25 protein-coding genes and 1 tRNA gene are annotated in these 20,048 nt (G+C 60.5%); 20 read left to right on the plus strand and 6 right to left on the minus strand.

Annotated features, from left to right (window positions below; genetic code table 11):
- Window positions 1-69 precede the first annotated feature (69 nt).
- The 12 genes from ABZN20_RS12495 to ABZN20_RS12550 all read left to right on the plus strand — a co-directional run bounded on the left by ABZN20_RS12495 (window position 70) and on the right by ABZN20_RS12550 (window position 8,047).
- A complete protein-coding gene (locus ABZN20_RS12495) occupies window positions 70-522 on the plus strand; it encodes a hypothetical protein (RefSeq protein WP_367025471.1) in 453 nt (150 codons plus the stop codon).
- Between the two features lie 105 nt (window positions 523-627).
- Complete coding sequence (locus ABZN20_RS12500; RefSeq protein WP_367025472.1) at window positions 628-885, plus strand: helix-turn-helix transcriptional regulator; 258 nt, start codon at window positions 628-630, stop codon at window positions 883-885.
- Between the two features lie 455 nt (window positions 886-1,340).
- Window positions 1,341-1,613, plus strand: coding sequence for a hypothetical protein (locus ABZN20_RS12505; RefSeq protein ID WP_198323059.1), 273 nt, complete (start codon window positions 1,341-1,343; stop codon window positions 1,611-1,613).
- Window positions 1,613-1,825, plus strand: coding sequence for a hypothetical protein (locus tag ABZN20_RS12510; protein ID WP_198323060.1), 213 nt, complete (start codon window positions 1,613-1,615; stop codon window positions 1,823-1,825). The genes ABZN20_RS12505 and ABZN20_RS12510 overlap by 1 nt, the downstream gene beginning before the upstream one ends.
- A 327-nt stretch (window positions 1,826-2,152) precedes the next feature.
- Window positions 2,153-3,691 carry an IS21 family transposase gene (istA, locus tag ABZN20_RS12515; RefSeq protein ID WP_367025277.1) on the plus strand — a complete coding sequence of 513 codons (1,539 nt, stop codon included), beginning with the start codon at window positions 2,153-2,155 and terminating at the stop codon, window positions 3,689-3,691.
- A 26-nt stretch (window positions 3,692-3,717) separates the two neighbouring features.
- On the plus strand, window positions 3,718-4,473 hold the full coding sequence (gene istB / locus ABZN20_RS12520; RefSeq protein WP_367025276.1) for an IS21-like element helper ATPase IstB: 756 nt from the start codon (window positions 3,718-3,720) through the stop codon (window positions 4,471-4,473).
- Window positions 4,474-4,571: 98 nt separating this feature from the next.
- Window positions 4,572-4,700 (plus strand): hypothetical protein, encoded by a 129-nt coding sequence (locus ABZN20_RS12525; protein ID WP_367025473.1) that lies wholly within the window; start codon window positions 4,572-4,574, stop codon window positions 4,698-4,700.
- Window positions 4,693-4,923, plus strand: a complete 231-nt coding sequence (locus tag ABZN20_RS12530; RefSeq protein ID WP_367025474.1) for a hypothetical protein — start codon at window positions 4,693-4,695, stop codon at window positions 4,921-4,923. Before ABZN20_RS12525 ends, ABZN20_RS12530 begins: the two co-directional genes overlap by 8 nt.
- Window positions 4,907-5,356: a DNA primase gene (locus ABZN20_RS12535; protein WP_367025475.1), complete on the plus strand. Its 450-nt coding sequence runs from the start codon at window positions 4,907-4,909 to the stop codon at window positions 5,354-5,356. Before ABZN20_RS12530 ends, ABZN20_RS12535 begins: the two co-directional genes overlap by 17 nt.
- Window positions 5,337-6,827 carry a DUF3987 domain-containing protein gene (locus tag ABZN20_RS12540; protein ID WP_367025476.1) on the plus strand — a complete coding sequence of 497 codons (1,491 nt, stop codon included), beginning with the start codon at window positions 5,337-5,339 and terminating at the stop codon, window positions 6,825-6,827. The genes ABZN20_RS12535 and ABZN20_RS12540 overlap by 20 nt, the downstream gene beginning before the upstream one ends.
- 476 nt (window positions 6,828-7,303) lie before the next feature.
- Entirely contained in the window at window positions 7,304-7,702 is a 399-nt protein-coding gene (locus ABZN20_RS12545) for a hypothetical protein (protein WP_367025477.1), read from the plus strand.
- A gap of 33 nt (window positions 7,703-7,735) precedes the next feature.
- Window positions 7,736-8,047 carry a hypothetical protein gene (locus tag ABZN20_RS12550; protein ID WP_367025478.1) on the plus strand — a complete coding sequence of 104 codons (312 nt, stop codon included), beginning with the start codon at window positions 7,736-7,738 and terminating at the stop codon, window positions 8,045-8,047.
- An 80-nt stretch (window positions 8,048-8,127) separates the two neighbouring features.
- On the opposite strand, the gene ABZN20_RS12555 is transcribed toward ABZN20_RS12550, so the two are convergent.
- The gene (locus tag ABZN20_RS12555) at window positions 8,128-8,802 is read right to left on the minus strand and encodes a hypothetical protein (protein ID WP_367025479.1); all 675 of its coding nucleotides are present in this window, start codon (window positions 8,800-8,802) and stop codon (window positions 8,128-8,130) included.
- A 72-nt stretch (window positions 8,803-8,874) separates the two neighbouring features.
- Here ABZN20_RS12555 and ABZN20_RS12560 point away from each other — a divergent pair, with 72 nt between their 5' ends.
- The 6 genes from ABZN20_RS12560 (at window position 8,875) to ABZN20_RS12585 (ending at window position 13,074) form a co-directional block, all read left to right on the plus strand.
- The gene (locus tag ABZN20_RS12560) at window positions 8,875-9,309 is read left to right on the plus strand and encodes a terminase small subunit (RefSeq protein WP_367025480.1); all 435 of its coding nucleotides are present in this window, start codon (window positions 8,875-8,877) and stop codon (window positions 9,307-9,309) included.
- Window positions 9,306-9,518 (plus strand): hypothetical protein, encoded by a 213-nt coding sequence (locus ABZN20_RS12565; RefSeq protein WP_367025481.1) that lies wholly within the window; start codon window positions 9,306-9,308, stop codon window positions 9,516-9,518. Before ABZN20_RS12560 ends, ABZN20_RS12565 begins: the two co-directional genes overlap by 4 nt.
- A gap of 528 nt (window positions 9,519-10,046) precedes the next feature.
- A complete protein-coding gene (locus tag ABZN20_RS12570) occupies window positions 10,047-10,334 on the plus strand; it encodes a HigA family addiction module antitoxin (protein WP_367025482.1) in 288 nt (95 codons plus the stop codon).
- A 23-nt stretch (window positions 10,335-10,357) separates the two neighbouring features.
- Window positions 10,358-11,551, plus strand: a complete 1,194-nt coding sequence (locus tag ABZN20_RS12575) for an ISAzo13 family transposase (RefSeq protein WP_367025483.1) — start codon at window positions 10,358-10,360, stop codon at window positions 11,549-11,551.
- A gap of 179 nt (window positions 11,552-11,730) precedes the next feature.
- Window positions 11,731-12,552, plus strand: a complete 822-nt coding sequence (locus ABZN20_RS12580) for a transglutaminase-like domain-containing protein (RefSeq protein WP_367025484.1) — start codon at window positions 11,731-11,733, stop codon at window positions 12,550-12,552.
- 105 nt (window positions 12,553-12,657) lie between these two features.
- Complete coding sequence (locus ABZN20_RS12585) at window positions 12,658-13,074, plus strand: phosphate-starvation-inducible PsiE family protein (protein ID WP_218808408.1); 417 nt, start codon at window positions 12,658-12,660, stop codon at window positions 13,072-13,074.
- A gap of 463 nt (window positions 13,075-13,537) precedes the next feature.
- On the opposite strand, the gene ABZN20_RS12590 is transcribed toward ABZN20_RS12585, so the two are convergent.
- The 5 genes from ABZN20_RS12590 to ABZN20_RS12610 form a co-directional block, all read right to left on the minus strand.
- Window positions 13,538-13,783 (minus strand): GlsB/YeaQ/YmgE family stress response membrane protein, encoded by a 246-nt coding sequence (locus ABZN20_RS12590; RefSeq protein WP_367025485.1) that lies wholly within the window; start codon window positions 13,781-13,783, stop codon window positions 13,538-13,540.
- Window positions 13,784-14,079: 296 nt separating this feature from the next.
- Window positions 14,080-14,610, minus strand: coding sequence for a DUF4231 domain-containing protein (locus ABZN20_RS12595; RefSeq protein ID WP_367025486.1), 531 nt, complete (start codon window positions 14,608-14,610; stop codon window positions 14,080-14,082).
- A 435-nt stretch (window positions 14,611-15,045) separates the two neighbouring features.
- The gene (locus ABZN20_RS12600) at window positions 15,046-16,479 is read right to left on the minus strand and encodes an IS1380 family transposase (RefSeq protein WP_367025487.1); all 1,434 of its coding nucleotides are present in this window, start codon (window positions 16,477-16,479) and stop codon (window positions 15,046-15,048) included.
- A gap of 1,049 nt (window positions 16,480-17,528) precedes the next feature.
- Window positions 17,529-17,604 (minus strand) — tRNA-Phe (locus tag ABZN20_RS12605).
- A gap of 65 nt (window positions 17,605-17,669) precedes the next feature.
- The gene (locus ABZN20_RS12610; protein ID WP_218808407.1) at window positions 17,670-18,863 is read right to left on the minus strand and encodes a PQQ-dependent sugar dehydrogenase; all 1,194 of its coding nucleotides are present in this window, start codon (window positions 18,861-18,863) and stop codon (window positions 17,670-17,672) included.
- A 198-nt stretch (window positions 18,864-19,061) separates the two neighbouring features.
- Between ABZN20_RS12610 and ABZN20_RS12615 the strand changes: the two genes are divergently transcribed.
- Window positions 19,062-19,484, plus strand: a complete 423-nt coding sequence (locus tag ABZN20_RS12615; RefSeq protein WP_218808406.1) for a YeeE/YedE family protein — start codon at window positions 19,062-19,064, stop codon at window positions 19,482-19,484.
- Window positions 19,485-19,490: 6 nt separating this feature from the next.
- On the plus strand, window positions 19,491-19,976 hold the full coding sequence (locus tag ABZN20_RS12620) for a DUF6691 family protein (protein ID WP_218808405.1): 486 nt from the start codon (window positions 19,491-19,493) through the stop codon (window positions 19,974-19,976).
- Window positions 19,977-20,048 lie beyond the last annotated feature (72 nt).

Below are 20,048 nucleotides of genomic sequence, written 5' to 3' on the forward strand. Positions count from 1 at the left end.
CGACAAGCGGGACACCTTCACCCGCTGGCGTGGTTCATCCCTTGAAGGGCTGCCTTTGAAGGAGGGCGAATGGACGACCAGCCAGAAGACCATCTGCGCCAGCTCAAATATCTTCCGCTGCATGCCGGCCTGAAGTGCGACGTGTACCACCGTGGAATGGCCCACGTCCGGAGGATGAGCCTTGCCGCTGAAGTTATCAGCCGTGAATTTGAGGCCGGTAACGTGTCGCCAGAAGCCCTGGAGGCATTTAGCGCTTATGCCGGGCAGCTTTATGCGGCGCTGAATCCAAGCGCCCACATTTCAGCCATGGCCAAGCGCAGCCGCAACACGCCGACCGAACCCGTGAAAAGATTCGTGGGCACCAGATATGAGGCTGGCAAGCCTTGGAAGAGCGGGCGGCAGGCCGCGAAGAAAATTCATGAGGAAGTCGAACGACTGACCGAAGCAGGCGAGTTGCCCCGAGTGCTGTCACCGGATCGGGCGTTTCAAACGATCTACGACTGGGTTCGTAACTCAGGGTAGTGCGCGACGCGTCGCGTATACGTTTCGCGTCGCGCATCGTAGCGAGGTTATAGCCCGCCAAGTCATCCTTTCATCGCACCTCAACAGGCACTAGGAGCCTAAGCGATGAAAGACGCACTGCTACCTCAAACCGGCTTTGTCCGCCAGGCCGATCTTGTCGGCACCCGCGCCCGGCCGGCGACCCGCACCAAGAAGGCCAGGCCCGCGACCAAGGGCATTCTTCCCGTGAGCGCCCCGACACTCTGGCGCATGATCCGAGACGGCCGATTTCCAAAGCCGGTCAAGCTCTCGCCTGGCGTGAGCGCCTTCCGCGTCGAGGACGTCCGGAACTGGATGGAATCTCAAGGCAGGGAGGCCACATGAAGCACGCCCACGAGTATCCTGAGAAGCCGGGAAGACAGCGGGCGCCGAAACGAAAGTGGCGCCGACGAAAAAGCCCGGCGCTGGCGGCAACCGGGCTTTGGGGGGATCGAGCGACCTGGCAAATCGACTCAGGGAGAAGCATAAGCACTTCCCCCGTTTTCAGCAAGGCTTCCATCAAGAAGTCTGATAATGCGCCGGCACAATCCGCTGTAAGCTGTTTTCCGTTCCCCATGCGCACATGGGGCCAGGCTTGGCGGCCTGAGCGGAAGCGGCAATCAGCCGCACAGCACTCGCAATGCGGCTTTTTTGCGTCTGGCGTCTCCCTCTATGGGCGGGCCGGATGGGAGAGCCGCAAGGCTCTGCCGGTGCTTCCCCGGTCCGCCAACCTGTCCGGTACCGTCCACCAGCTTGGCGGCTGGCGGGCGGTTCGTAATCCGAACCGAAGGAAGCACATCATGAACCACCCCACCCTTGGCGAAATCCGCCCGAAAACCCTCGCCCGCTGCGATGCCGACCAGCTCGACAGCGAGGTTTTCCAACTCGCCGACCGTCTGGAAAACCTCGCCATTCTCTGCCGGCAACTGACCGAGTATTACCCGAGCGTCCGCGACTTGAAGGCCGTCGAGCGCAACGTCAAATCCGCCCATGCGGCGCTGGAGAAAGCGAAATCTCCGACCCGAGGGCTTTGGAATCTGAGCACGGAAACCGCCGCCACGGAGGGCCGGTAATGAGCGCCGATACCTTTCACGAAACCACCAACCAGGTAATCAATCGGGTCACGGCCTGGACCCTCGCGGCCGTCGAGCTTCTCGAGATCGCCGACCGCCACCCCGAGCAGCCCGGCGCCCGCGATCCCGAGCGCCTTCGCGTCATCGCCGATACGCTGGCGGACGTTTCCGCAGAGCTGCGCAACCTGGTCGTCGAAGGGGGTGCAGCATGAGCCGCGAATTCTTCAACGGTACCGCGCACTCGACACAAGCAATCCGAGCCCTGCTGAGGGCCCGGTTCGGCGATGGGAACTTCCGCATTGGCAGGTCTGCGTATTCCGGCCCAACGTGACCGCCGATTCCGTTTGATCGTGACCGCCCATGCCGGGTGAACGTGACCGGCGATTCCGTTTGATCGTGACCGATTTTGGCCTTCCGGCCGGAATCGGTGGTCACGATGCCGGAAATCGCGGTCACGTTCCCGGAATCACCTCAGCCGCGCTGGAATTTCTCAACCCCAACAGGCATAGAGCCGCCCTTTTACTTTCGAAGGGGGCGACATGCCGGCAAAGAGGAGTTCCATGCGACACATCACCGAGATTCTGCGCCTCAAGCACGAGGCGAAGCTCAGCCACGAGAAGATCGCCCGGGCGCTGGGCGTCTCCAAGGGCGTGGTCAGCAAGTACGTGAGCCTCGCCCAGGCGAAGGGCGTTGCTTGGCCGCTGCCCGGGGCGATGGACGAGGCGGCCCTGGAGCGGTTGCTGTTCCCCGCCCCCACGGCCCCGGCGCGCTTCGTGGAGCCGGACCTGCCGCGCCTTCACCACGAGCTCAAGCGCAAGGGGGTGACCCTGCAGCTGCTGTGGGCCGAGTACGTGGCGACCCACGGCGAGGCCGCTTACCGTTACAGCCAGTTCTGCCACCGTTACCGGCTCTGGCAGGGCCAGCAGCGGCGCAGCATGCGCCAGGTTCACCACGCCGGCGAGAAGCTCTTTCTCGACTACTGCGGCCCCACCGTTCCGGTGATCGACCCCGCCACCGGCGAGCTGCGCCAGGCGCAGGTGTTCGTCGCCGTGCTCGGCGCCTCCAGCTACACCTACGCCGAGGCCACCTGGACCCAGGCGCTGCCGGACTGGATCGCCTCCCATCAGCGCGCCCTGCGCTACTTCGGCGGCACCCCCGCGCTGTGGGTGCCGGACAACCTGCGCGCGGCGGTGAGCCAGCCCTGCCGCTACGCCCCCGAGCCCAACGCCACCTACGCCGAGCTGGCCCGCCACTACGGCGCCGCCATCCTGCCGGCGCGCCCTTACCAGCCGAAGGACAAGGCCAAGGTGGAGGTGGCCGTGCAAGTCGTGGAACGGTGGATTCTGGCCCGGCTGCGCCATCGCACCTTCCACTCCCTGGCGGCCCTCAACCAGGCCATACACGAGCTGCTGGAGTCACTCAACGGCCGCCCCTTCCAGCGCCAGCCCGACAGCCGCCGCGACCTGTTCGAGTCCCTCGACCGGCCGGCCCTCAAACCCCTGCCGCTGGTGCCTTACGAGTACGCCGAGTGGAAACAGGTCAAGCCCGGCATCGACTACCACGTCGAGTTCGGCGGTCGCCTCTACAGCGTGCCCCATGCGCTGGTCGGCCAGGTGCTGGAGCTGCGCGCCACCGCCACCAGCATCGAGGTGCTGCACCGGGGACACCGCGTCGCCGCGCACCCGCGCCAGGGCGCCGGCCGCTTCTCCACCCTCCCCGAGCACATGCCCAAGTCCCACCGCGAGCACCGCCAGTGGTCACCGGGGCGCTTCATGAACTGGGCCAAAGACATCGGCGTAGCGACGCTGCACGTGGTCGAACACCAGCTCAACAACCGGCCCCATCCCGAGCACGGCTACCGCGCCTGCCTGGGCCTGCTCAATCTCGCTCGGCGCTACAGCCGAGCGCGGCTGGAGGCGGCCTGTGCGCGGGCCTTGGCCATCCAATCACCGTCCTATCGCTCCGTCAGCTCCATCCTCGACAAGGGGCTCGACCGCCAGCCGCATGAGGCCCATGACGAGACCGCCGCGGCGCTGCCGGCCCACGGCAACGTGCGCGGTCCCGACTACTACAACTGAAACCCGTTACAACAGGAGACAAAACCATGCTCACCCAGCAAACCCTGGACAAGCTCCACACCCTGCGCCTCACCGGCATGCGCGAGGCCTTCGAACAACAGCTCGAACAGCCCGCCACCCACGATCTCTCCTTCGACGAGCGCTTCGCGCTGCTCGTCGACCGGGAGCTGCTCTACCGCGACAACCGCCGCCTCAGCCGTTTGCTCAAGGACGCCAAGCTGCGCCTTGCCGCCTGCATCGAGGATATCGACTATCGCCACCCCCGCGGCCTGCATCGTCCCCCAATGGCCGCGCTCGCCGAAGGCTCTTGGCTGCGCGCCCATCACAATCTCTGCCTCACCGGCCCCACCGGCACCGGCAAGACCTATCTCGCCTGCGCCCTCGGCAATCAGGCCTGCCGCCAGGGACTAGCCGTCCGTTACCTGCGCCTGCCTCGGCTGCTCGAACAGCTCGCCGTCGCCCGCGGCGACGGCTCCTATTCCCGGCTCATGAACCAGCTCGCCCGCACCGACCTGCTCATCCTCGACGACTGGGGCATCCAGCCGCTCACCGCCTCTCAGCGCAACGACCTCATGGAGTTGATCGAAGACCGCCACGGCCTGCGCTCCACCCTCATCGCCAGCCAGCTGCCGGTCGAGCACTGGCACGACTACCTCGGCGAGCCCACCCTCGCCGATGCCATCCTCGACCGCCTCCTGCACAACGCCCACCGGCTACCCCTGACCGGCGAGTCGATGCGCAAAACCACCGCCGGCTTGACCCAACGTGACCGGTCCAAGTAAAAAACCAACCTCCAGCGCGGCATGAGATCCCCGGCGGTCACGATCACCGGAATCAACGGTCACGTTCGCCGGAATGCGCAAGGTCCGGGGCGATCTACGTGCGTGCCGTCCAGGCGAACGAGAAAAAGCCGCGTTGGCTGCTTTTCGGAGACATCGGCGCGACCGACACCGAGCTTCGACTTGATGCGCTGGCCGCCGAATTCGGCGAGGGGGTAGGTCATGGCTGACCGAAGATTCTTCGTGACTCTCGCCGCGGCCGTCGACGACTTCCGGGACGACGATCACTTGCTCATCGACCCAGGCATGCGGCCGAGCCCGGGTGACTACGTACTGGTGCCCGGCCGCATCGAGCGGTTCCGTGGACAGACCGATATTCGTGGTGTCGTCGTGGCAATCGCACGCGAGGTTCCCCACGGCGGCAGGGAGGTCCGATATGACCGAACCCATTGACGCTCTGCTCCACCGTCTGGATGGCGTCCGCCGCACCGGCTCTGGGCGATGGATCGCCCGATGCCCGGCCCACGAGGATCGGACGCCTTCGCTCTCGATAAAGCTGGCCGATGACGGACGCATCCTGATCCATGATTTCGGGGGATGCGCCATTGGTGATGTTCTGGCGGCGGTAGGGCTGGAGGTCAAAGACCTATTCCCGCCCCGTGACCCTCCTCCGGAAGGATTCGCCCCGCGCCAGGGCATACCCGAGGCCCGCGCCCGCGATCTGATCGAGTTGGCGGCCCGCGAAGCGACCATCTGCGCCATCGTGGCGGGCGACGTGCTGGAAGGCAGGGGCACGACCGCGGCCGACTGCCAGCGAGCACGCCAGGCCGTCGAGACGATCCACGAAATAACGCGGGAGGTGCGTCATGTCGCGAGCCACCGCTAGGCGCCTCGAAGACCGGGCCGAGGAATTTGTGCATAATTCGCCGAGGGGCGAAAGGGGCGAATTGGGCGAAAACCCGCATGATTCCTCAGAAAACGCGGGGCGAATCCGGGGCGAAAAGGGGCGAATTTTGGGCGAAATCGCCCCATTCTCGCCCCCCGAGTACCCAATCGACGCCCTTGGACCGCTGGCCGATGCCTGCCGATCCATCGCGGAGGGCGGGCAATTGGACCCGGCTATGGCCGGGCAGAGCCTGCTTTCCGTGGCGGCGCTGGTCTGCCAGCAATGCGCGGACGTCGAAACATTGGCCGGCATCAAGCCCCTGTCTTTGTACCTTTTGACCGTGGGCGAATCGGGCGACGGCAAGAGCACTGCGGAGGGCGCGGCGCTGGCTCCGGTACGCGAGTTCCAACGCGAGGCGGCCCGCCGGTATCGGGATGAGCTGGACCGCTTCGACTCTGCGATGGCGACCCGAAAGAAGGGCGACGCCAAGCCGGAGCGGCCGCGGGAGCCTTACGTTATCTCCGCCGATGGCACCGTCGAGGGCATTCGTCGTGGCTACGTGGAAGGGCGGCCGTCGCAGGGCGTGTTCACTTCGGAAGCCGCGACGATGCTGTCAGGCTACGGCATGTCAATCGACAACCGAGCCAAAACGGCGGCATGCTTCAATGGCATGTGGGACTCAGGCGAATTGTCCGTGTCGCGATCACTGGCGGGGCGAATCCAGCTCTATGACCGCCGCCTTTCGCTGCATTGGCTGATCCAGCCCGACGCGGCGACCGAGGCCATGAACGACCCATTGCTCTCGGGCATCGGCTTTTGGCCGCGCTTCCTGGTCGCATGGCCAGCGCCTTCGGCTCCCCGCAAAGCGAGGCCGTTCGAGCCCGAGAAAATCCCAGCCGTAGGCGCTTTCTGGGCGCGCTGTTCTGCGATCTTGAGCGATCCCGTAGGCGAGGATTGCGGAAGTCTTCGCGTGCTTGTAACGAGCCCCGAGGCGCACGCCTTCGCCCGCAAGTTTTTCGAGATCATGGAGGAGTCCTCCAAGATTCAGGGCGGCAAGCTGGAGACCGTGAAGCCGTTCGCCCTTCGCGCCACCGAGCAACTATTACGAGTCGGCGGAGTCCTGGCCTGTTTCGGCGGCATGGCGGAGATCGACTTGCCAACGATAAAGGGCGCGGCGGCGTTGGTGTCCTATTCGCTCGAGACCTGGCGCGGAATATTCGGGGCGCGGCAGGAAGTGGCGGCGCGATCCGACGCCCGCGTACTGTTGGACTGGATGAAGAAACAGGCGCACGGACGGGCGACAGAAACCGCCATGTTGCGAATCGGGCCGAAGACGATGCGGAGCCGCAGCAAGCGCGACACAGCGCTTTCATCTCTGCAATCGGCTGGCCTGGTTCGGCATGCGATCGAGTTCACGGCAAGCGGAGAACGCACGCTGCCGAACACCTGGGAGGTGGTCGCCGACGCTTGACGGACTGCTTGATGACCTGCTTGCGGGCGAATTTTCGCCCGAAATGGGGCGAAATTCGCCCCAAATTCGCCCGCAAGAATTCAGCAAATCCGGGGCTTTTCGCCCTTTCGCCCCTTTCGCCCACCGGGGCGATCGGATCAACGATTTCGCCGACGACCGCCGGACCTGTTTTGTCTGCCTCAACTACCGGGCCGGGCGATGCCTCGCGGCCTGGCGTGGAGAGCTGCCGAACACGTCGAGGAAGTACAGGCCAGACCCTGAACGGCTCCGGCGCTGCGACGGATACCAGCCAGGCACGGACGATCCAGACCGCCGGCATGGGCTGGAGCGCTGGCCGGGACTGACCAAGCGGGAGGTGACCGGGCGAACGCCAGGCATAAAAAAGGCCGGTCCCCATGAGAAGACCGGCCCTTCGCAATTTCAATCCCACTCGCCAACCAGCTCCCAAACCGGTTCGCGGACCGACAGGATACACCATGACCCGAGAATTTGAAGACCCCAACAACCCGGCCTGTAAACTCTGCCGGGACTGCGAAATCTATTTCAAGCCCGCCCGCCCGTGGCATGTTCAGTGCCCGAAATGCTGGCGGCTGGAGCTGAAGGCGACGGGCAACGGTCTCACCCATTTGGAGCTGAGCCGTTTGCGTGACCGGTCACTTGTGATCGACGGCTTTGTGGCCGTGGTCGACGACTCGGGCGGCGGCGGCATCGAGGGCTACACCGACCAGGAATTGATGCACCTGTTCCGCTGCTGGCTCGGACGGGAGCGTGACCGGATCGCCCAAGAGCGCGACGTAGCGGCCCGCCGGCGCAGTATCCGTGCCGTGCCCGATCCGGACGACTATGACGACGATCCGCCGCCCAAGGCGGCATGATCCTTCCACCCCGCCCACCACAAGGAGCACACCATGAAATCACTACACCCGACCCATTCATCCAGCGTCGTTTCTGTTGGCGCGAGTCCGGCCGTCACGGCCTTCCTGGCAGCGAAGCAGGGCATCACCAGCCTTGCCCCCAGCCCGGCGCCGAAAGCCCCGCCAGCGCTCCCACAGCCGGCCATGTCGGCACAGGAAATATTGCGCGGCGTTCACGAGCTGGCCGTCGAGGTTCGAGCCCTTTGCGGCCGGCCGATGACCGAGCACGAGAAGGCCCTGCACCGCGCCAAGTTGAGCATCGAGCCCCGGCCGGGCGAGCCTGTCGTGATCCGCGTCCCGCGCTGATATAACCGGTCACAAAAAAGCCCCGGAGGCCGAAGCCTGCCGGGGCCGATCCCGTACGCGCGGCTATCGTAGCGCCGGCATCACGCCGCGTCGATCTGGGCCGTGAAGACCGCTTCGGCGGCTTTCTCCATGTCGCGGAACTGGACGAACGCATGGACCCCGCTGCCGTGCTCATGCGCCCGATCCGCGCAGGCCAGAACGCCCTGAGGGAACATCTTGCCGTCCAGCACCAAGCGCGGGGCAAGCATCGAGTCCGTGTCCCGGAAAACGAACGCCTCGCCCGACAGGCGGCACAGGGCGCCCAGTCGAGCAGCGCTTTCTTCGACCTGCCGGAGCAGACCCGCGTAGACATCGGCTTCGGCGCGGGCGAGTTCGAGATAGTGCGCCTTCGTGGCGGCTGCCAGCTCTTTCCCGAGTTCCTTCAGAGCGGCCTTCTCCTGGTCGATCAAACCCGCCACCGCGGCCGAATTTTTAGCCGGGGCCATGTCCACGGCGGCGATACGGCCTTTCAGTTCTTCGGCCAGGGCGGACGCCTTGCCCGCGGCTTTCTCGTCCACTTTGCGGCTGACAAGCCGGTCCAGCTCGATTGCCTGAAGCTGTTCGTTGACCTGGGCCAGCTCGGATTCGAGCGCCCCGCGTTCGGCCGATCTGGCTGCGGCCTGTTCGCTCAAGTCGGCATGGATGGCCTGGAGACGCTCGACTTCTGCCTGGCCGGCTTCGATCTTTCGCTTGAGTGCGGAAACCTGTTCAATCATGATATTTTCCTTTGCAAAGGTTATAAAAAACATTCATATGATACCATTTTGGTATAACAAACCTAGAGGTTAATGATGGCCAGTGATCTGAAATTGAACCGGCGGCAAGAGCTGTTCTGCCAGGCGTTTGCGGCAGGCGGAAATGCGGCGGCGGCGGCCCGTAAGGCCGGTTACAGCGTGAAGGCGGCTGATCGGATCGGCGAGCGATTGTTGAGGAATGCTGAGGTTTCGGCGCGGGTCCGGGCGCTATCCGAGGAGGCTGACGCCAAGCTGATTGCCACGTCGAGAGAGCGGCAGCAGATGTGGACCAGCATCATGCGTGACACCCGCATCGAGCCCAAGGACCGCCTAAAGGCGTCCGAGCTGCTGGGCAAGGCTCAGGGTGACTTCCTGGAGCGCGTGGCGCTGAGCGGCCAGAATGGCGCACCCTTGGGACCGCCGCCGAACCTGATCATCAATTTCGTACCGGCGAAGGACGGCAAGCCCGTGATCGAGGCCGAGTCATGACGCGGGCGGATCGGCTGGCGGCACTGGAGCCGAGGGCGTCGCTCGAACTGCTGGTCAAGGCGGCCGAGATGGAGCAGACGGCCGCCAGATTCAGGACCACAGCCTTGAAGACCCTGGCACGGTATCGGCTGGCGGACTGGGAGCATGGGGCAAGGCTGCTGGGGCTGGACCCGGAGGAGGTCATGCGGATGATCGAGTCGGCGGAGTGATCGGCGTCTACCGCCACCAGAAAGGCCCGCCATCGAGCGGGCTTTTTTGTATCATCAAGGATCGCGGAATTTCACCTAAGCGCCGTGGGAATGATGGTAGTTCTGATGGTATGCGAGAAAATTCGGCGAGCGTTTGCCCCATATTTCAAGGGCTGTGGGTAGTTGTTCAGTGGCTACAGGGCCCACCATCTTTTTCTTAGCGCCTTGAAAAACAAGTGTGATTTTCAGGCTTCGTGTCGCAACCCGCCCGGTGGTCCATCAACCGGGCACAGCGACGTGAGCCAACGCAAACGGAACAGAATCAGATCCAGCCTTGTTTTTTTGAATGCCGTACGCATTTCCTCCGCGATGGCGTGCGCCGTCTCCGCTATGATGACCAGGTAGTTCCTGAGCTATTCCCCTCCCGGCTTTCAGCCGGTGACGAACTCGGGGTTTTTCGTTTCAGGGGCGCCATTGTCGCCGATGCGCGGGTTCAAGGAAGCGGCAGGCGGCTTCTCTCGGCAATCCCAGGCTTCCCCGAGGAGCATCATGGCACGCACCGCCATCCACCTCGCCGAACAACTCGAAGCGCTGGACATGAGCTCCGCCGAACTCGCCCGGCAAATCCAAGTGCCCACCAACCGGATCACCTCGATCTTCAACGGCCAGCGCGCCATTACCGGAGACACCGCCCTTCGCCTCTGGCACTACTTCGGCACCAGCGCCGAATTCTGGCTCAACCTGCAAAAGCTTTACGAACTCGCCGGGCCGAACAGAAAGCCCGGGGGTACGACACTTACTAAGGCGTTGGAACAAAATAACTCTTCCAAATACTGAGGGGTTTGTTTTAAAGTTGCGGTATGGAACATGCCGCAATCAAGAAGCGCTTTGAGAAACTCGATCGGTACCTGGACGAGCGTCTGCGGCGCTTGGTTGCCGGGGCGGAGGCGCTGGCGATTGGCCGAGGCGGAATCTCGGCCGTGTCACGGGAAACCGGTTTATGTCGAGAGGCGATTCGTCAAGGCTGCCAAGAGTTGGAACAACAGAATGCCTTGCCTCAGGGCCGTATTCGCCGGAAGGGGGCAGGCCGGAAACGGACGGTTGACCAGGACTCCACCCTGAAGGCCGATTTGGAGCGATTGATTGATCCGGTGACGCGCGGGGATCCGGAATCCCCGTTGCGTTGGACGTGTAAGAGCACGCGGCAATTGGCCGAAGCCCTCACTGAGATGGGGCACCGAACCAGCCATCGGATGGTGGGCGAACTGCTCCGCGCGCTGGGCTATAGCCTGCAAGGTAATCGAAAAACCTTGGAGGGCGGTTCGCATCCGGATCGCAATGCCCAGTTCGAGCATATCTACACCCAGGTGAAGCAGTTCCAAGGGCGGGGCGATCCGGTCATCTCGGTGGACACCAAGAAGAAGGAACTGGTCGGGAATTTCAAGCAACAGGGCCTGGAATGGCGCCCCGAAGGGCAGCCGGAAGCCGTTCGGGTGTATGATTTTCAAGACCCCGAACTGGGGAAGGTGGCACCGTATGGCATTTACGATCCGACGTTGAATATCGGCTGGGTCAATGTCGGGACGGATCACGACACCGCGCAATTCGCGGTGGAAAGTATTCGCCGCTGGTGGCACTCCATGGGCGCACCGTGTTATCCGAAGGCACGGCACTTGTTGATTACGGCCGATGGCGGTGGGAGCAATGGCTCGCGTGTGCGCTTATGGAAGCGGGAGCTTCAGGCATTAGCCACCGAGTTAGGACTGGCCATCACGGTGTGTCACTTCCCGCCGGGAACCAGCAAATGGAACCAGATTGAGCATCGCCTATTTTCCTTTATCACGATGAATTGGCGCGGTCGTCCGCTCATCAGTCACGAGGTCGTGGTGAATTTGATTGCCTCGACGACCAATCGCAAAGGCTTGCGGGTCTATTGCGAACTGGACGATAGCGAATATCCCAAAGGGATCAAGGTCACCGACGCGGAAATGGACGGCCTCAAAATACAGCGCCATGCCTTCCATGGCGAATGGAATTATACGATCCTGCCGTAGCATTCATATGGCAGATTTATTTTGTTCCAATGCCTAAGCGTTAAGAAAGTAATGTCATATAACGAGCCCTCTCCCTTTGGGAGAGGATTGGGTGAGGGCAAGTAAACAGTGAAATTATTTTCTTAACTATCAGTAACCTTGTCGCTTGCAATGCCGCAGAACCAGCGTGAAATAGGCCAATGATGCAACTCCGTGTCGGCTATGAATTAGTCTATGACTGTCCTCAACCGACACCTATGATCTTGACGGTACACATCCACTTCACACGCGCCTTTGATATTGTCGTTCCTGACCGCATTATCACCTTCCCGTCGATTCCAATCACTGGCTATCGCGACCTCTTCGGCAACTGGTGTAGCCGAATCGTCGCACCGAAGGGCCAGCTCCGTATCTCAGCCGACGCACTCTTGAACGACTCAGGCCGGAGCGATATCGTCGCCCCTTGGGCCGAGCAACACCTAGTGCAAGATTTGCCAGATGATACCCTCGTGTTTCTTTTGGGAAGCCGTTATTGTGAAACTGATCGACTATCCCAAACGGCTTGGGACCTTTTCGGCACATCGTCTACCGGCTGGGGTCGCGTCCAAGCGATTTGCGATTTTGTCCATCAACATGTCGTGTTCGGTTACGAACATGCCCGGCCTACGCGGACAGCCTGGGAGACATTCAACGAGCGGATCGGTGTATGCCGTGACTTCGCGCATCTTGCCACTGCACTCTGTCGCTGTATGAATATCCCAGCACGGTACTGTACAGGCTACTTGACTGACATCGGTACACCCCAACCCTACAGCTCGCCGGATTTCGCGGCTTGGTTCGAAGCGTACCTTGACGGTGGCTGGTATACCTTTGACCCGCGGAACAATGTACCCCGAATTGGCCGCGTATTGATAGCGCGTGGTCGAGATGCTGCCGATGTAGCGATTAGCAATACATTCGGCCCCAATACTTTGAAGGGTTTTAGGGTTTGGGCAGAAGAAGTGAGTGTCGAGGCTCTATGAAGGGGCACGCACCATAGACCTGTTGCGTTCCGACCCAGCGGGTGAGCGGAAAAATCTTAGAACTTTCCGCGCATCGCCGTATTCATAAATCCGGAAATCAGACCTATGTTGAACATCATCGAGAAAATTGAACGGTATGTCGTCTATATCCTGGTTTTCCTGCTGCTCTTATCCGTCATCCTCGGCACCGCTGATTTGAGTTGGACCCTATTAAAAGGATTCTACAACGCTCCTAATATGCTGATCGAACTCAACACGCTCTTCGACTCCTTCGCGCTCTTTCTCGTCATCGTAGTCGGATTAGAATTGTTGAAATCGATAAAAAGCTATCTCGTGCGCGGCTCCATTAACCCCGCGTTCGTTATCGAAGTCGCCATTATTGCACTTGGCAATAAGCTCATCACTCTGGATCTGAAACATGCGGATCCGGAACTTCTTTTCGGCATAGCAGCAATCCTACTCGGTTTATCCATAACTTATTTTGTACTCAGAAAATCCGGCGATCCCGCAGCATTTAATTGAAAACCCATCAAAGACAGCTCTGAGGCAACATAATTCTTGATTAGCAATTAACGTAAGCCTGGCTCACGTGGTGAGCCACTGGGGATCGTACCCTGTGTCCGATGAAATAAGCAAAACGGGCCTACGCCAGCACTTATTCAGGCCGTGATCAAGGTTCGCACGACCCGTTGACTTCATCCTCCGGCGATAAACCGGAATGCTCGCGATATTGCCTTCAGAACCGACGGCTTATACTCAGCGTTAGGAAAATAATGCCATACAAGGAGCCCTCGCCCTTTGGGAGAGGGTCGGGTGAGGGCAAGTAAACAGTGACATTATTTTCTTAACTATCAGCACGTTCGGCATGATTCGATCACCGTGAGGAGCAGGTCTTGATTGATGCGCTTCGTACATCGCCCCATCAAGGCGTGTTGGCTACTTGAACTTGAACGGTGCGCCTCTTCCTGCGGCACCCCGCTGCGGGCTAAGGCTTCTTGATTACGTGTAGCAGAAGTAAGAATGTGATGGCGCCAACCGTGGCGACGATCAATTTGCCGAAAATGCCACTGCCAGTAGACAGACCTAGTACATCGAATAAAACTCCGCCAAGCACTGAGCCAAACACGCCTATAATAATGTATCCGATAACATTGGACCCGCCGCCTGCGATCAATCGCCCTGCCAGCCAGCCGGCGGCGAGACCAACCAAGATAAACCAAATGGCTTCCATACAATCTCCTGGTCTATAAGTCAGATAACTCTCGGAAGAAACCAACCCTATACGGACCCTCCTTGTTCTGTCTTTTTCCTCAATCGGCTTCCTACCTTAACCCGCCAAAGTAGACTACTCCGTATTCTCCTTGCACCGGAACAACCGGAACCAGAAACATGCTTTCGAAAACCCCACCAATGCTGAAAAATAGGGCGGCGACCGATTGATGATTTCCATGTCTTAGCAAAAATCTAACATCCGAGTTAGGGGAGTTGTGCTCGATACGCTTCCTCCGCCAGCGAATCTTACTCGGGCTACGTGGTCTGCCGCTCAATGTTTTCGGCATCGTGTTTCTGGGACGGATGTATAGCCGTCGCTTCGAGATCCAGAATAGAACGGACTTCCAGCCGGTTTGGCACGGTCGGTGCCTCCAGGTTGAGCTCGTCCCAACGTTCGCGTAACTTATTACACCACTCCCCAAGGGCGGTTTCGTCTTTAGGCGGGATAACTAGAGACTGATCAAGGGCGTTGAACAAGGCTTGGTAACGGGCGCTGGCATTCCGATGATTCTCCGCCTGCTCAGAATATTTTAAGAAGGTCTGCAATGAAGATAGAATTGCCACAAGCAGTGCGATCAACCCGACGAGCATTCTTATCCATAAATCGGGGTCTCGGTTGACGGTAATAAATACGTAGATCGCGATAAGCATCGCCATTACGATAGTCGGGATGCCCAATAAATAGTTCAAACGCCTAATTTTTGTTGATAGCTGGTGATGAGTAGCCATCATCGTGCCGATTTCATCTCGCCAGGATTTCAATAGGACTCTCTGATCTGGTTTCATGGTTTTGGCCCCCAAATACTGCCATCTGTCGTGCGATGCATTGACCTCGGCCTATAGAGAAAAACTACGAGGTTCTTCGAGCTTTTCTTATATCTGCTTGCCTGCCGACAAGCTGCGCTATAGAAATTACTCAATACCCTGAATCCGTGCGAATTTTCGCGGATTACAATACAAAATCAGATAGCAAAGAATTCACCCTGAATCCGTGTTCCCCTCGGCTTACACCTTCCCATCGGGCCTGAACGCATGAATTTCGAGCGCTCTCCCTTGGGATTTGCCCTCGCTACCGGCGATCCGGGGAACATTCGACCGGGGTTTCGGGGCCAATCTGCTTGGCGTGCGCTTATCGTCAGCTCATTTTCCGCTCCCTGCGCGAGACTGTCCCTTCCGGGGTTCCGGAATCAGGGATTCGAGGCGTGCGGCAGGCATTTCCCGTCATCCGGACGCCGCCGCCCACAGCCGATTCTGAAGCATCACGAACACGGCTACGTTTGCCGCCACGCCACGGCCGAAATCGAGGATCAGCCGGCGGGCATGGGCGACGAACTTCGCCGCCCGGTACATGATCTCCTGCAGCACGGTCCGGATGCGGCGGCGCTTGGCCGGATGACGGATCGGCGCAATCTCGCCAGTCAGGCCGATCTGTCCCAAGAGACGCAGGCAGTTGTAGGCGAAGGCCGCCAGATGCAGGATCACGTCGTGGGTGTCGAACTTGCCCGAGGGCAGCCGTTCCAGGTCGAGGTCGGTCTTGACAAGCCCGAAGGGCGCAGGACGCCACGCAGTGGCGGTCCTGAGCGAAGCGAAGGATTCGGCGGAGCCGAACAACTCGGAGTGGAACTGCTCATGCATGCCGTGGTGCTGGTAGAGTTCGATCACTTCCTCGGCGGAACAGGAGAGCGTCGTCCACCCGCCTTCCAGTTCGACCTCCGGGGCCAGCAGGTGTTGGCCCTTCTTGTCGATGGTGCGCTCGACGACCCTGGCGACCAGGCGGAAGGAGCGCTTCTCCTTGTGCCAGGCGCGCTCGATGTCCAGCGACAGGAGGGCCTCGCGCTTACCGGGGCGAGTCTCGGCAAAGGCGCCCGCGTCCTCGGCGCGCGCCACCCAGGCCGCCTTGTCCTGCTTGCGGGGGTTCCACTTGCAGATGAAGTCGAGGCTTCGCCCCAGCGCGGCTTGCCGGTCTCGCTCCGCGGCCTTGGCGAACAGGAGCTGTGCGCCGTCGAAACCGCTGTCCTCGCGCAGCAGCACGGGCTGATCCGGTTTGACCAGGCGTTCGATGCGCGGAAACAGCCGCTCGTAGAAGTAGTGCGTCTCGAACGCCGAGTGGCGGGACCCTGGCCTCAGTTCCAGCCCGGTGTTCCAGCCTTCGTTGCCGAGATAGGCGGCAATCGGCGTGTAACCGTCGAAGCCCTGATAGGTGCGCGACACCGCTTCCTTCTTCGTGCCACTATTGTCCATGGCGAAGGTATCGATGTCGCAGCAGACATAGCCCTTGTGCGGCGTGATCGGCGCCTCGGTTCGCTCCAGCAGCCTCAGGGAAAGCTCATCGGCCAGATCGCGGATGGCTTCCGCCTTGGCATTCAGACGCTGGCGCAGCCACACGGCTCCGGGCACCTTCGTCAGCCCCAGCGACTCCTTGAAGAAGCGGTCCTCCCGAAACGGTTCGATGGCTTCGAAGTCGCTCTTGCCCAGACTCAACAACCCGACCACGCTCTTGACGATGTCCGAGGTGCGCATGCCTTGCGACACCGGAATCTTCGGATCAATGACCGCCTCCACCTGCGCCGCCTGGCAGCACTGGCCAATCAGCGCCAGGCCGGAATACGAGGTCAGTTGCAGCTTGCTGGATTGCTTGACTTTAAAGCGCGGCATGATCAAATGGGTGACATCGAAAATGGGCTAATTATACAATGGATTCAATATGTTATGAATTATTTAGAGGGTGGGAGCACGGATTCAGGTTCACTTCACCCAGAATTATTCTCAAGTAGCGTCTATCCACATGATTTTCATAAAAACTCATAGGGATGAACACGGATTGAGAAATACGTAACAAGCAGGCCCTGTTTAATAGCGAAGACGAATAACTTAATTCTGCAACTTCTTATTATGTTTTAATTTGCAGGTAATCAATTTTTCCATGCTATAATTTCCAAAACCTTCCTAGAATCACCCAGCCTGTTCCCCATCTTTCGATCACCGTTTGGGCGATCCGCCAGCCTTGGCAGCTAGTTTTTTCTCTCGTTTTCTCCACTTCGGGCTGATCTGCCCGACCTCAGGGATAGTCTTCCCTGTCGGGATCCAGTAAGCGTACTCCGGCCAAAGTTGGGTTACGGCGGTGATGTGGTCTTAGCTCACCCGCCGCTTTCCCGTCAGTAGGTTCCCCCACGTGTAAGCGGTGATCCCGTTCTCCCTTATCATCTAGGTCCGGATGGCCCGGGTTCCCCCACGTGTAAGCGGTGATCCCGGCTCGTTCCTCTATCTCTGGGAGGGTCAAGCCTGAACAAGCTATAAGCCAATTTATGCGGTCGCGCATTTCGATATCAAAAATCCTGATGCACGTATTCAGTATTTTGTATGTGAAGACATAGTCAGTACAAAAAACCATGTACACGCAGAGGGCAAATATGTAGCACTCCGGTCCAATTGAAGTGTTCAAGGGGAATTTATGGATTTTGGAGTGTAACGTCAAGCGCTGCATCGGCCACGAAAACGCCGGAGAAATTTGCCGAAGGCCTCCTTGGGCCATTCGCCAGTCAAGATGACCGAAAACATGCCACCTCGCGGCGGAAAATATCCAGCGCCGCTGTAGCCGTGCTTGATGAGGGGGGGGAAGTCACGATCTGGTCACGCGAGCTTTGGCGTCAGATCGTTGGATTGCGGTTATGAGGTTCTAACCGCATGAAGGGAAGGAGTTTTTCTGGTGGCCAGGGACGGAATCGAACCGCCGACACGGGGATTTTCAGTCCCCTGCTCTACCAACTGAGCTACCTGGCCAGCACAAGAGCTCGTAATTAAACCAGCGAACGACCCATCAAGTCAAGTCGATTGTGTTGCGAGCGTCAATCGCGCGAATTGGCGACGGGTGCTTCGTAGCGGACACGGTAGATGGCTCCCGCGTAGTCGTCGGACACATAGATGGCGCCATCGGGCCCTTCGGCGACATCCACCGGCCGGCCGATGACGTCTTCGTCGATATTGAATCCGGTCATGAAGGGACGCTCGGCTATCCGGCCGTTGGAACCGAAATGCAGCGACACGACTTCGTAGCCCTGCTTTTTCGATCGGTTCCAGGAGCCGTGCAGGGCGATCAGGGCGGCGCCACGGTAATCCTGCGGAAGTCCTGCGCCTTTGAGGAAAACCATGCCGAGCGGAGCGACATGCGCCCTGAATTCGTGTGCGGGCGGAATGCTGCGCTGGATGTCGGCCTCGTGCCCTCGGCCGTAGTCGGGATCCGGGACGCGGTTGCCGTTGGCATAGGGCCAGCCGTAGAAGCCGCCTTTTTCGATGCGGTTGAGTTCGCACGGCGGGAAATCGTCGCCCAGCAGATCGCGGCCGTTGTCGGTGCCATAAAGCTCGCGGGTGCCAGGGCGCCAGTCGAAGCCGACGGTATTGCGCAGGCCCGTGGCATAGATTTCCCGCCTGGTACCATCCGGCTCGAAGCGTAGAAGCGTGGCGCGAAGCGGGTCGTCTTCGATGCAGACGTTGCAGCTCGAACCTACGGAAACGTACATTCCGCCGTCGGGACCGAACTTGAGGGTGCGGCTCCAGTGATTGCCGCCGCCCGGTATCCCGCTGACCACCGTTTCGGGCGCACCGGAAGTCTGCCGCTGGGCCGCGTCGTAACGGACGCGAACGACGCCGTAGGTTTCCGCGACGTAAAGCCAGCCGTTCCAGAGGTCGAGTCCGTGCGGCCGGCTGAGCCCTGTCAGTAGTTGCCGCCGGCCGTCGGGATGGCCATCGCCGTCGGCATCCTTTTCCAGCAGGACGACGGCGCCGCCATTCGGCTGGCTGACCAGCAGATCGCCGGTTCTGGTGAAGCGCAGCATCCTGGCTCCGGGCAAATCCGCCGCGTACACCGTGAGGCTGAAGCCCGGCGGGAGGCTGATCCGTTGGCGCAAAGCCTCTTCGGCAGGGGACACCGCACCGCCGAGCACGGATTTGAGAGGGAAGTTGACCGTAAGATGGCCGAAGCGCTGTGCCAGGACGACAAACAGCAACGCAGGCAAAACGACATACCAGAAAGCCTTTTTCATGACTTCAGGTCCTCCGCCGACCGCCGATTTCGGGCATCAAGATAACGCACTTCCCGGTGGAGGGGAAATGAGCGGAAAAACCGGCACAGAGAATATGAATGGATTCGAATATAAGGAAATGAGAAAAAGCTCTTTGCCGAACTTCCACGGCACGCATATAGTGCCAATGATCTATCTACGAACTTCGATTTGGTCCTCATGAACACTCAAACCCTACTGTCGGCCCTGGGCGGCGGCGTCCTGATCGGAACGGCCGCTTGCGGCCTTCTCTATTTCAACGGCCGCCTGGCCGGGATCAGTAATTTGCTGACGGGGATGCTGTCGCCCGCTTCCGGAGACAGGGCATGGCGAGGCGCCTTCGTGCTGGGGCTGCTGGCCGCCGGCCTGCTGTTGCTCGGTTTGTATCCGCAGGCTTTCGAAACAGCCCCGAGGCCGCTTTGGGTGCTGGGCATCGGTGGCTCTCTGGTCGGCCTCGGGGCACAGATCAGCAACGGCTGCACCAGCGGACATGGCGTCTGCGGCCTGGGCCGACGGACTCTGCGCTCTCTGGTCGCCACGCTGACCTTCATGAGCACCGGCATGGCGACCGTGTTCCTTTTCAACCGCCTGAACGGAGGTTGAACCGGCATGCCAATTTTCAGCGCTTTCCTTTGGGGCGTGATCTTCGCATTGGGGCTGGGACTGGCCGGCATGACCCGCCCCGGGAAAATCCTGGCGTTCCTGGACGTCGGCGGAAACTGGGATCCGTCGCTGATGCTGGTGATGGGTGGAGCGGTGGGCCTGACCTTTACCCTGTTTCCGCGGATTCTGCGGCGCAAGCGCCCCGTCCTGGGAGACCGTTTCGATCTCCCGGTCCGGAAATACGTCGACGCCCGCCTCGTGGGGGGCGCCGCGATTTTCGGGATTGGCTGGGGACTGTCCGGCTATTGTCCCGGACCTGCCGTGGTTTCCCTCGTCACGACCGATGCCGGCGTGTGGGTTTTCATGGCCTGCATGCTTGGCGGGCTCGCGGCGGGCCGCTGGATCAACGCACGACAGGCCGTGAGGCTGGGAACGCTCGACACCACCGCCATCGAAGCCGTCCGGGTGCCCGGTCCAGCCGAAGGCAGATGATTATTCCTGCACCCAAAAAACCCTGCCGCGATGGCAGGGTTTTTTGTTGGCTTCTCAAGAAGACATCCGCTG

This window comes from Methylococcus sp. ANG, from assembly GCF_040730495.1.
In the GTDB taxonomy this organism is placed as follows: domain Bacteria; phylum Pseudomonadota; class Gammaproteobacteria; order Methylococcales; family Methylococcaceae; genus Methylococcus.

Coding starts and splice junctions, on each gene's coding strand:
- ABZN20_RS12565 (WP_367025481.1), top strand. CDS start 9,306: ATGACGCGGGCGGATCGGCTGGCGGCACTGGAGCCGAGGGCGTCGCTC.
- ABZN20_RS12555 (WP_367025479.1), bottom strand. CDS start 8,802: ATGATTGAACAGGTTTCCGCACTCAAGCGAAAGATCGAAGCCGGCCAG.
- ABZN20_RS12580 (WP_367025484.1), top strand. CDS start 11,731: ATGATGCAACTCCGTGTCGGCTATGAATTAGTCTATGACTGTCCTCAA.
- ABZN20_RS12620 (WP_218808405.1), top strand. CDS start 19,491: ATGCCAATTTTCAGCGCTTTCCTTTGGGGCGTGATCTTCGCATTGGGG.
- ABZN20_RS12535 (WP_367025475.1), top strand. CDS start 4,907: ATGACCGAACCCATTGACGCTCTGCTCCACCGTCTGGATGGCGTCCGC.
- ABZN20_RS12585 (WP_218808408.1), top strand. CDS start 12,658: ATGTTGAACATCATCGAGAAAATTGAACGGTATGTCGTCTATATCCTG.
- ABZN20_RS12495 (WP_367025471.1), top strand. CDS start 70: ATGGACGACCAGCCAGAAGACCATCTGCGCCAGCTCAAATATCTTCCG.
- ABZN20_RS12550 (WP_367025478.1), top strand. CDS start 7,736: ATGAAATCACTACACCCGACCCATTCATCCAGCGTCGTTTCTGTTGGC.
- ABZN20_RS12530 (WP_367025474.1), top strand. CDS start 4,693: ATGGCTGACCGAAGATTCTTCGTGACTCTCGCCGCGGCCGTCGACGAC.
- ABZN20_RS12575 (WP_367025483.1), top strand. CDS start 10,358: ATGGAACATGCCGCAATCAAGAAGCGCTTTGAGAAACTCGATCGGTAC.
- ABZN20_RS12505 (WP_198323059.1), top strand. CDS start 1,341: ATGAACCACCCCACCCTTGGCGAAATCCGCCCGAAAACCCTCGCCCGC.
- ABZN20_RS12545 (WP_367025477.1), top strand. CDS start 7,304: ATGACCCGAGAATTTGAAGACCCCAACAACCCGGCCTGTAAACTCTGC.
- ABZN20_RS12590 (WP_367025485.1), bottom strand. CDS start 13,783: ATGGAAGCCATTTGGTTTATCTTGGTTGGTCTCGCCGCCGGCTGGCTG.
- ABZN20_RS12600 (WP_367025487.1), bottom strand. CDS start 16,479: ATGCCGCGCTTTAAAGTCAAGCAATCCAGCAAGCTGCAACTGACCTCG.
- ABZN20_RS12570 (WP_367025482.1), top strand. CDS start 10,047: ATGGCACGCACCGCCATCCACCTCGCCGAACAACTCGAAGCGCTGGAC.
- ABZN20_RS12510 (WP_198323060.1), top strand. CDS start 1,613: ATGAGCGCCGATACCTTTCACGAAACCACCAACCAGGTAATCAATCGG.
- ABZN20_RS12560 (WP_367025480.1), top strand. CDS start 8,875: ATGATGGCCAGTGATCTGAAATTGAACCGGCGGCAAGAGCTGTTCTGC.
- ABZN20_RS12615 (WP_218808406.1), top strand. CDS start 19,062: ATGAACACTCAAACCCTACTGTCGGCCCTGGGCGGCGGCGTCCTGATC.
- istA (WP_367025277.1), top strand. CDS start 2,153: ATGCCGGCAAAGAGGAGTTCCATGCGACACATCACCGAGATTCTGCGC.
- ABZN20_RS12500 (WP_367025472.1), top strand. CDS start 628: ATGAAAGACGCACTGCTACCTCAAACCGGCTTTGTCCGCCAGGCCGAT.
- ABZN20_RS12595 (WP_367025486.1), bottom strand. CDS start 14,610: ATGAAACCAGATCAGAGAGTCCTATTGAAATCCTGGCGAGATGAAATC.
- ABZN20_RS12610 (WP_218808407.1), bottom strand. CDS start 18,863: ATGAAAAAGGCTTTCTGGTATGTCGTTTTGCCTGCGTTGCTGTTTGTC.
- istB (WP_367025276.1), top strand. CDS start 3,718: ATGCTCACCCAGCAAACCCTGGACAAGCTCCACACCCTGCGCCTCACC.
- ABZN20_RS12540 (WP_367025476.1), top strand. CDS start 5,337: ATGTCGCGAGCCACCGCTAGGCGCCTCGAAGACCGGGCCGAGGAATTT.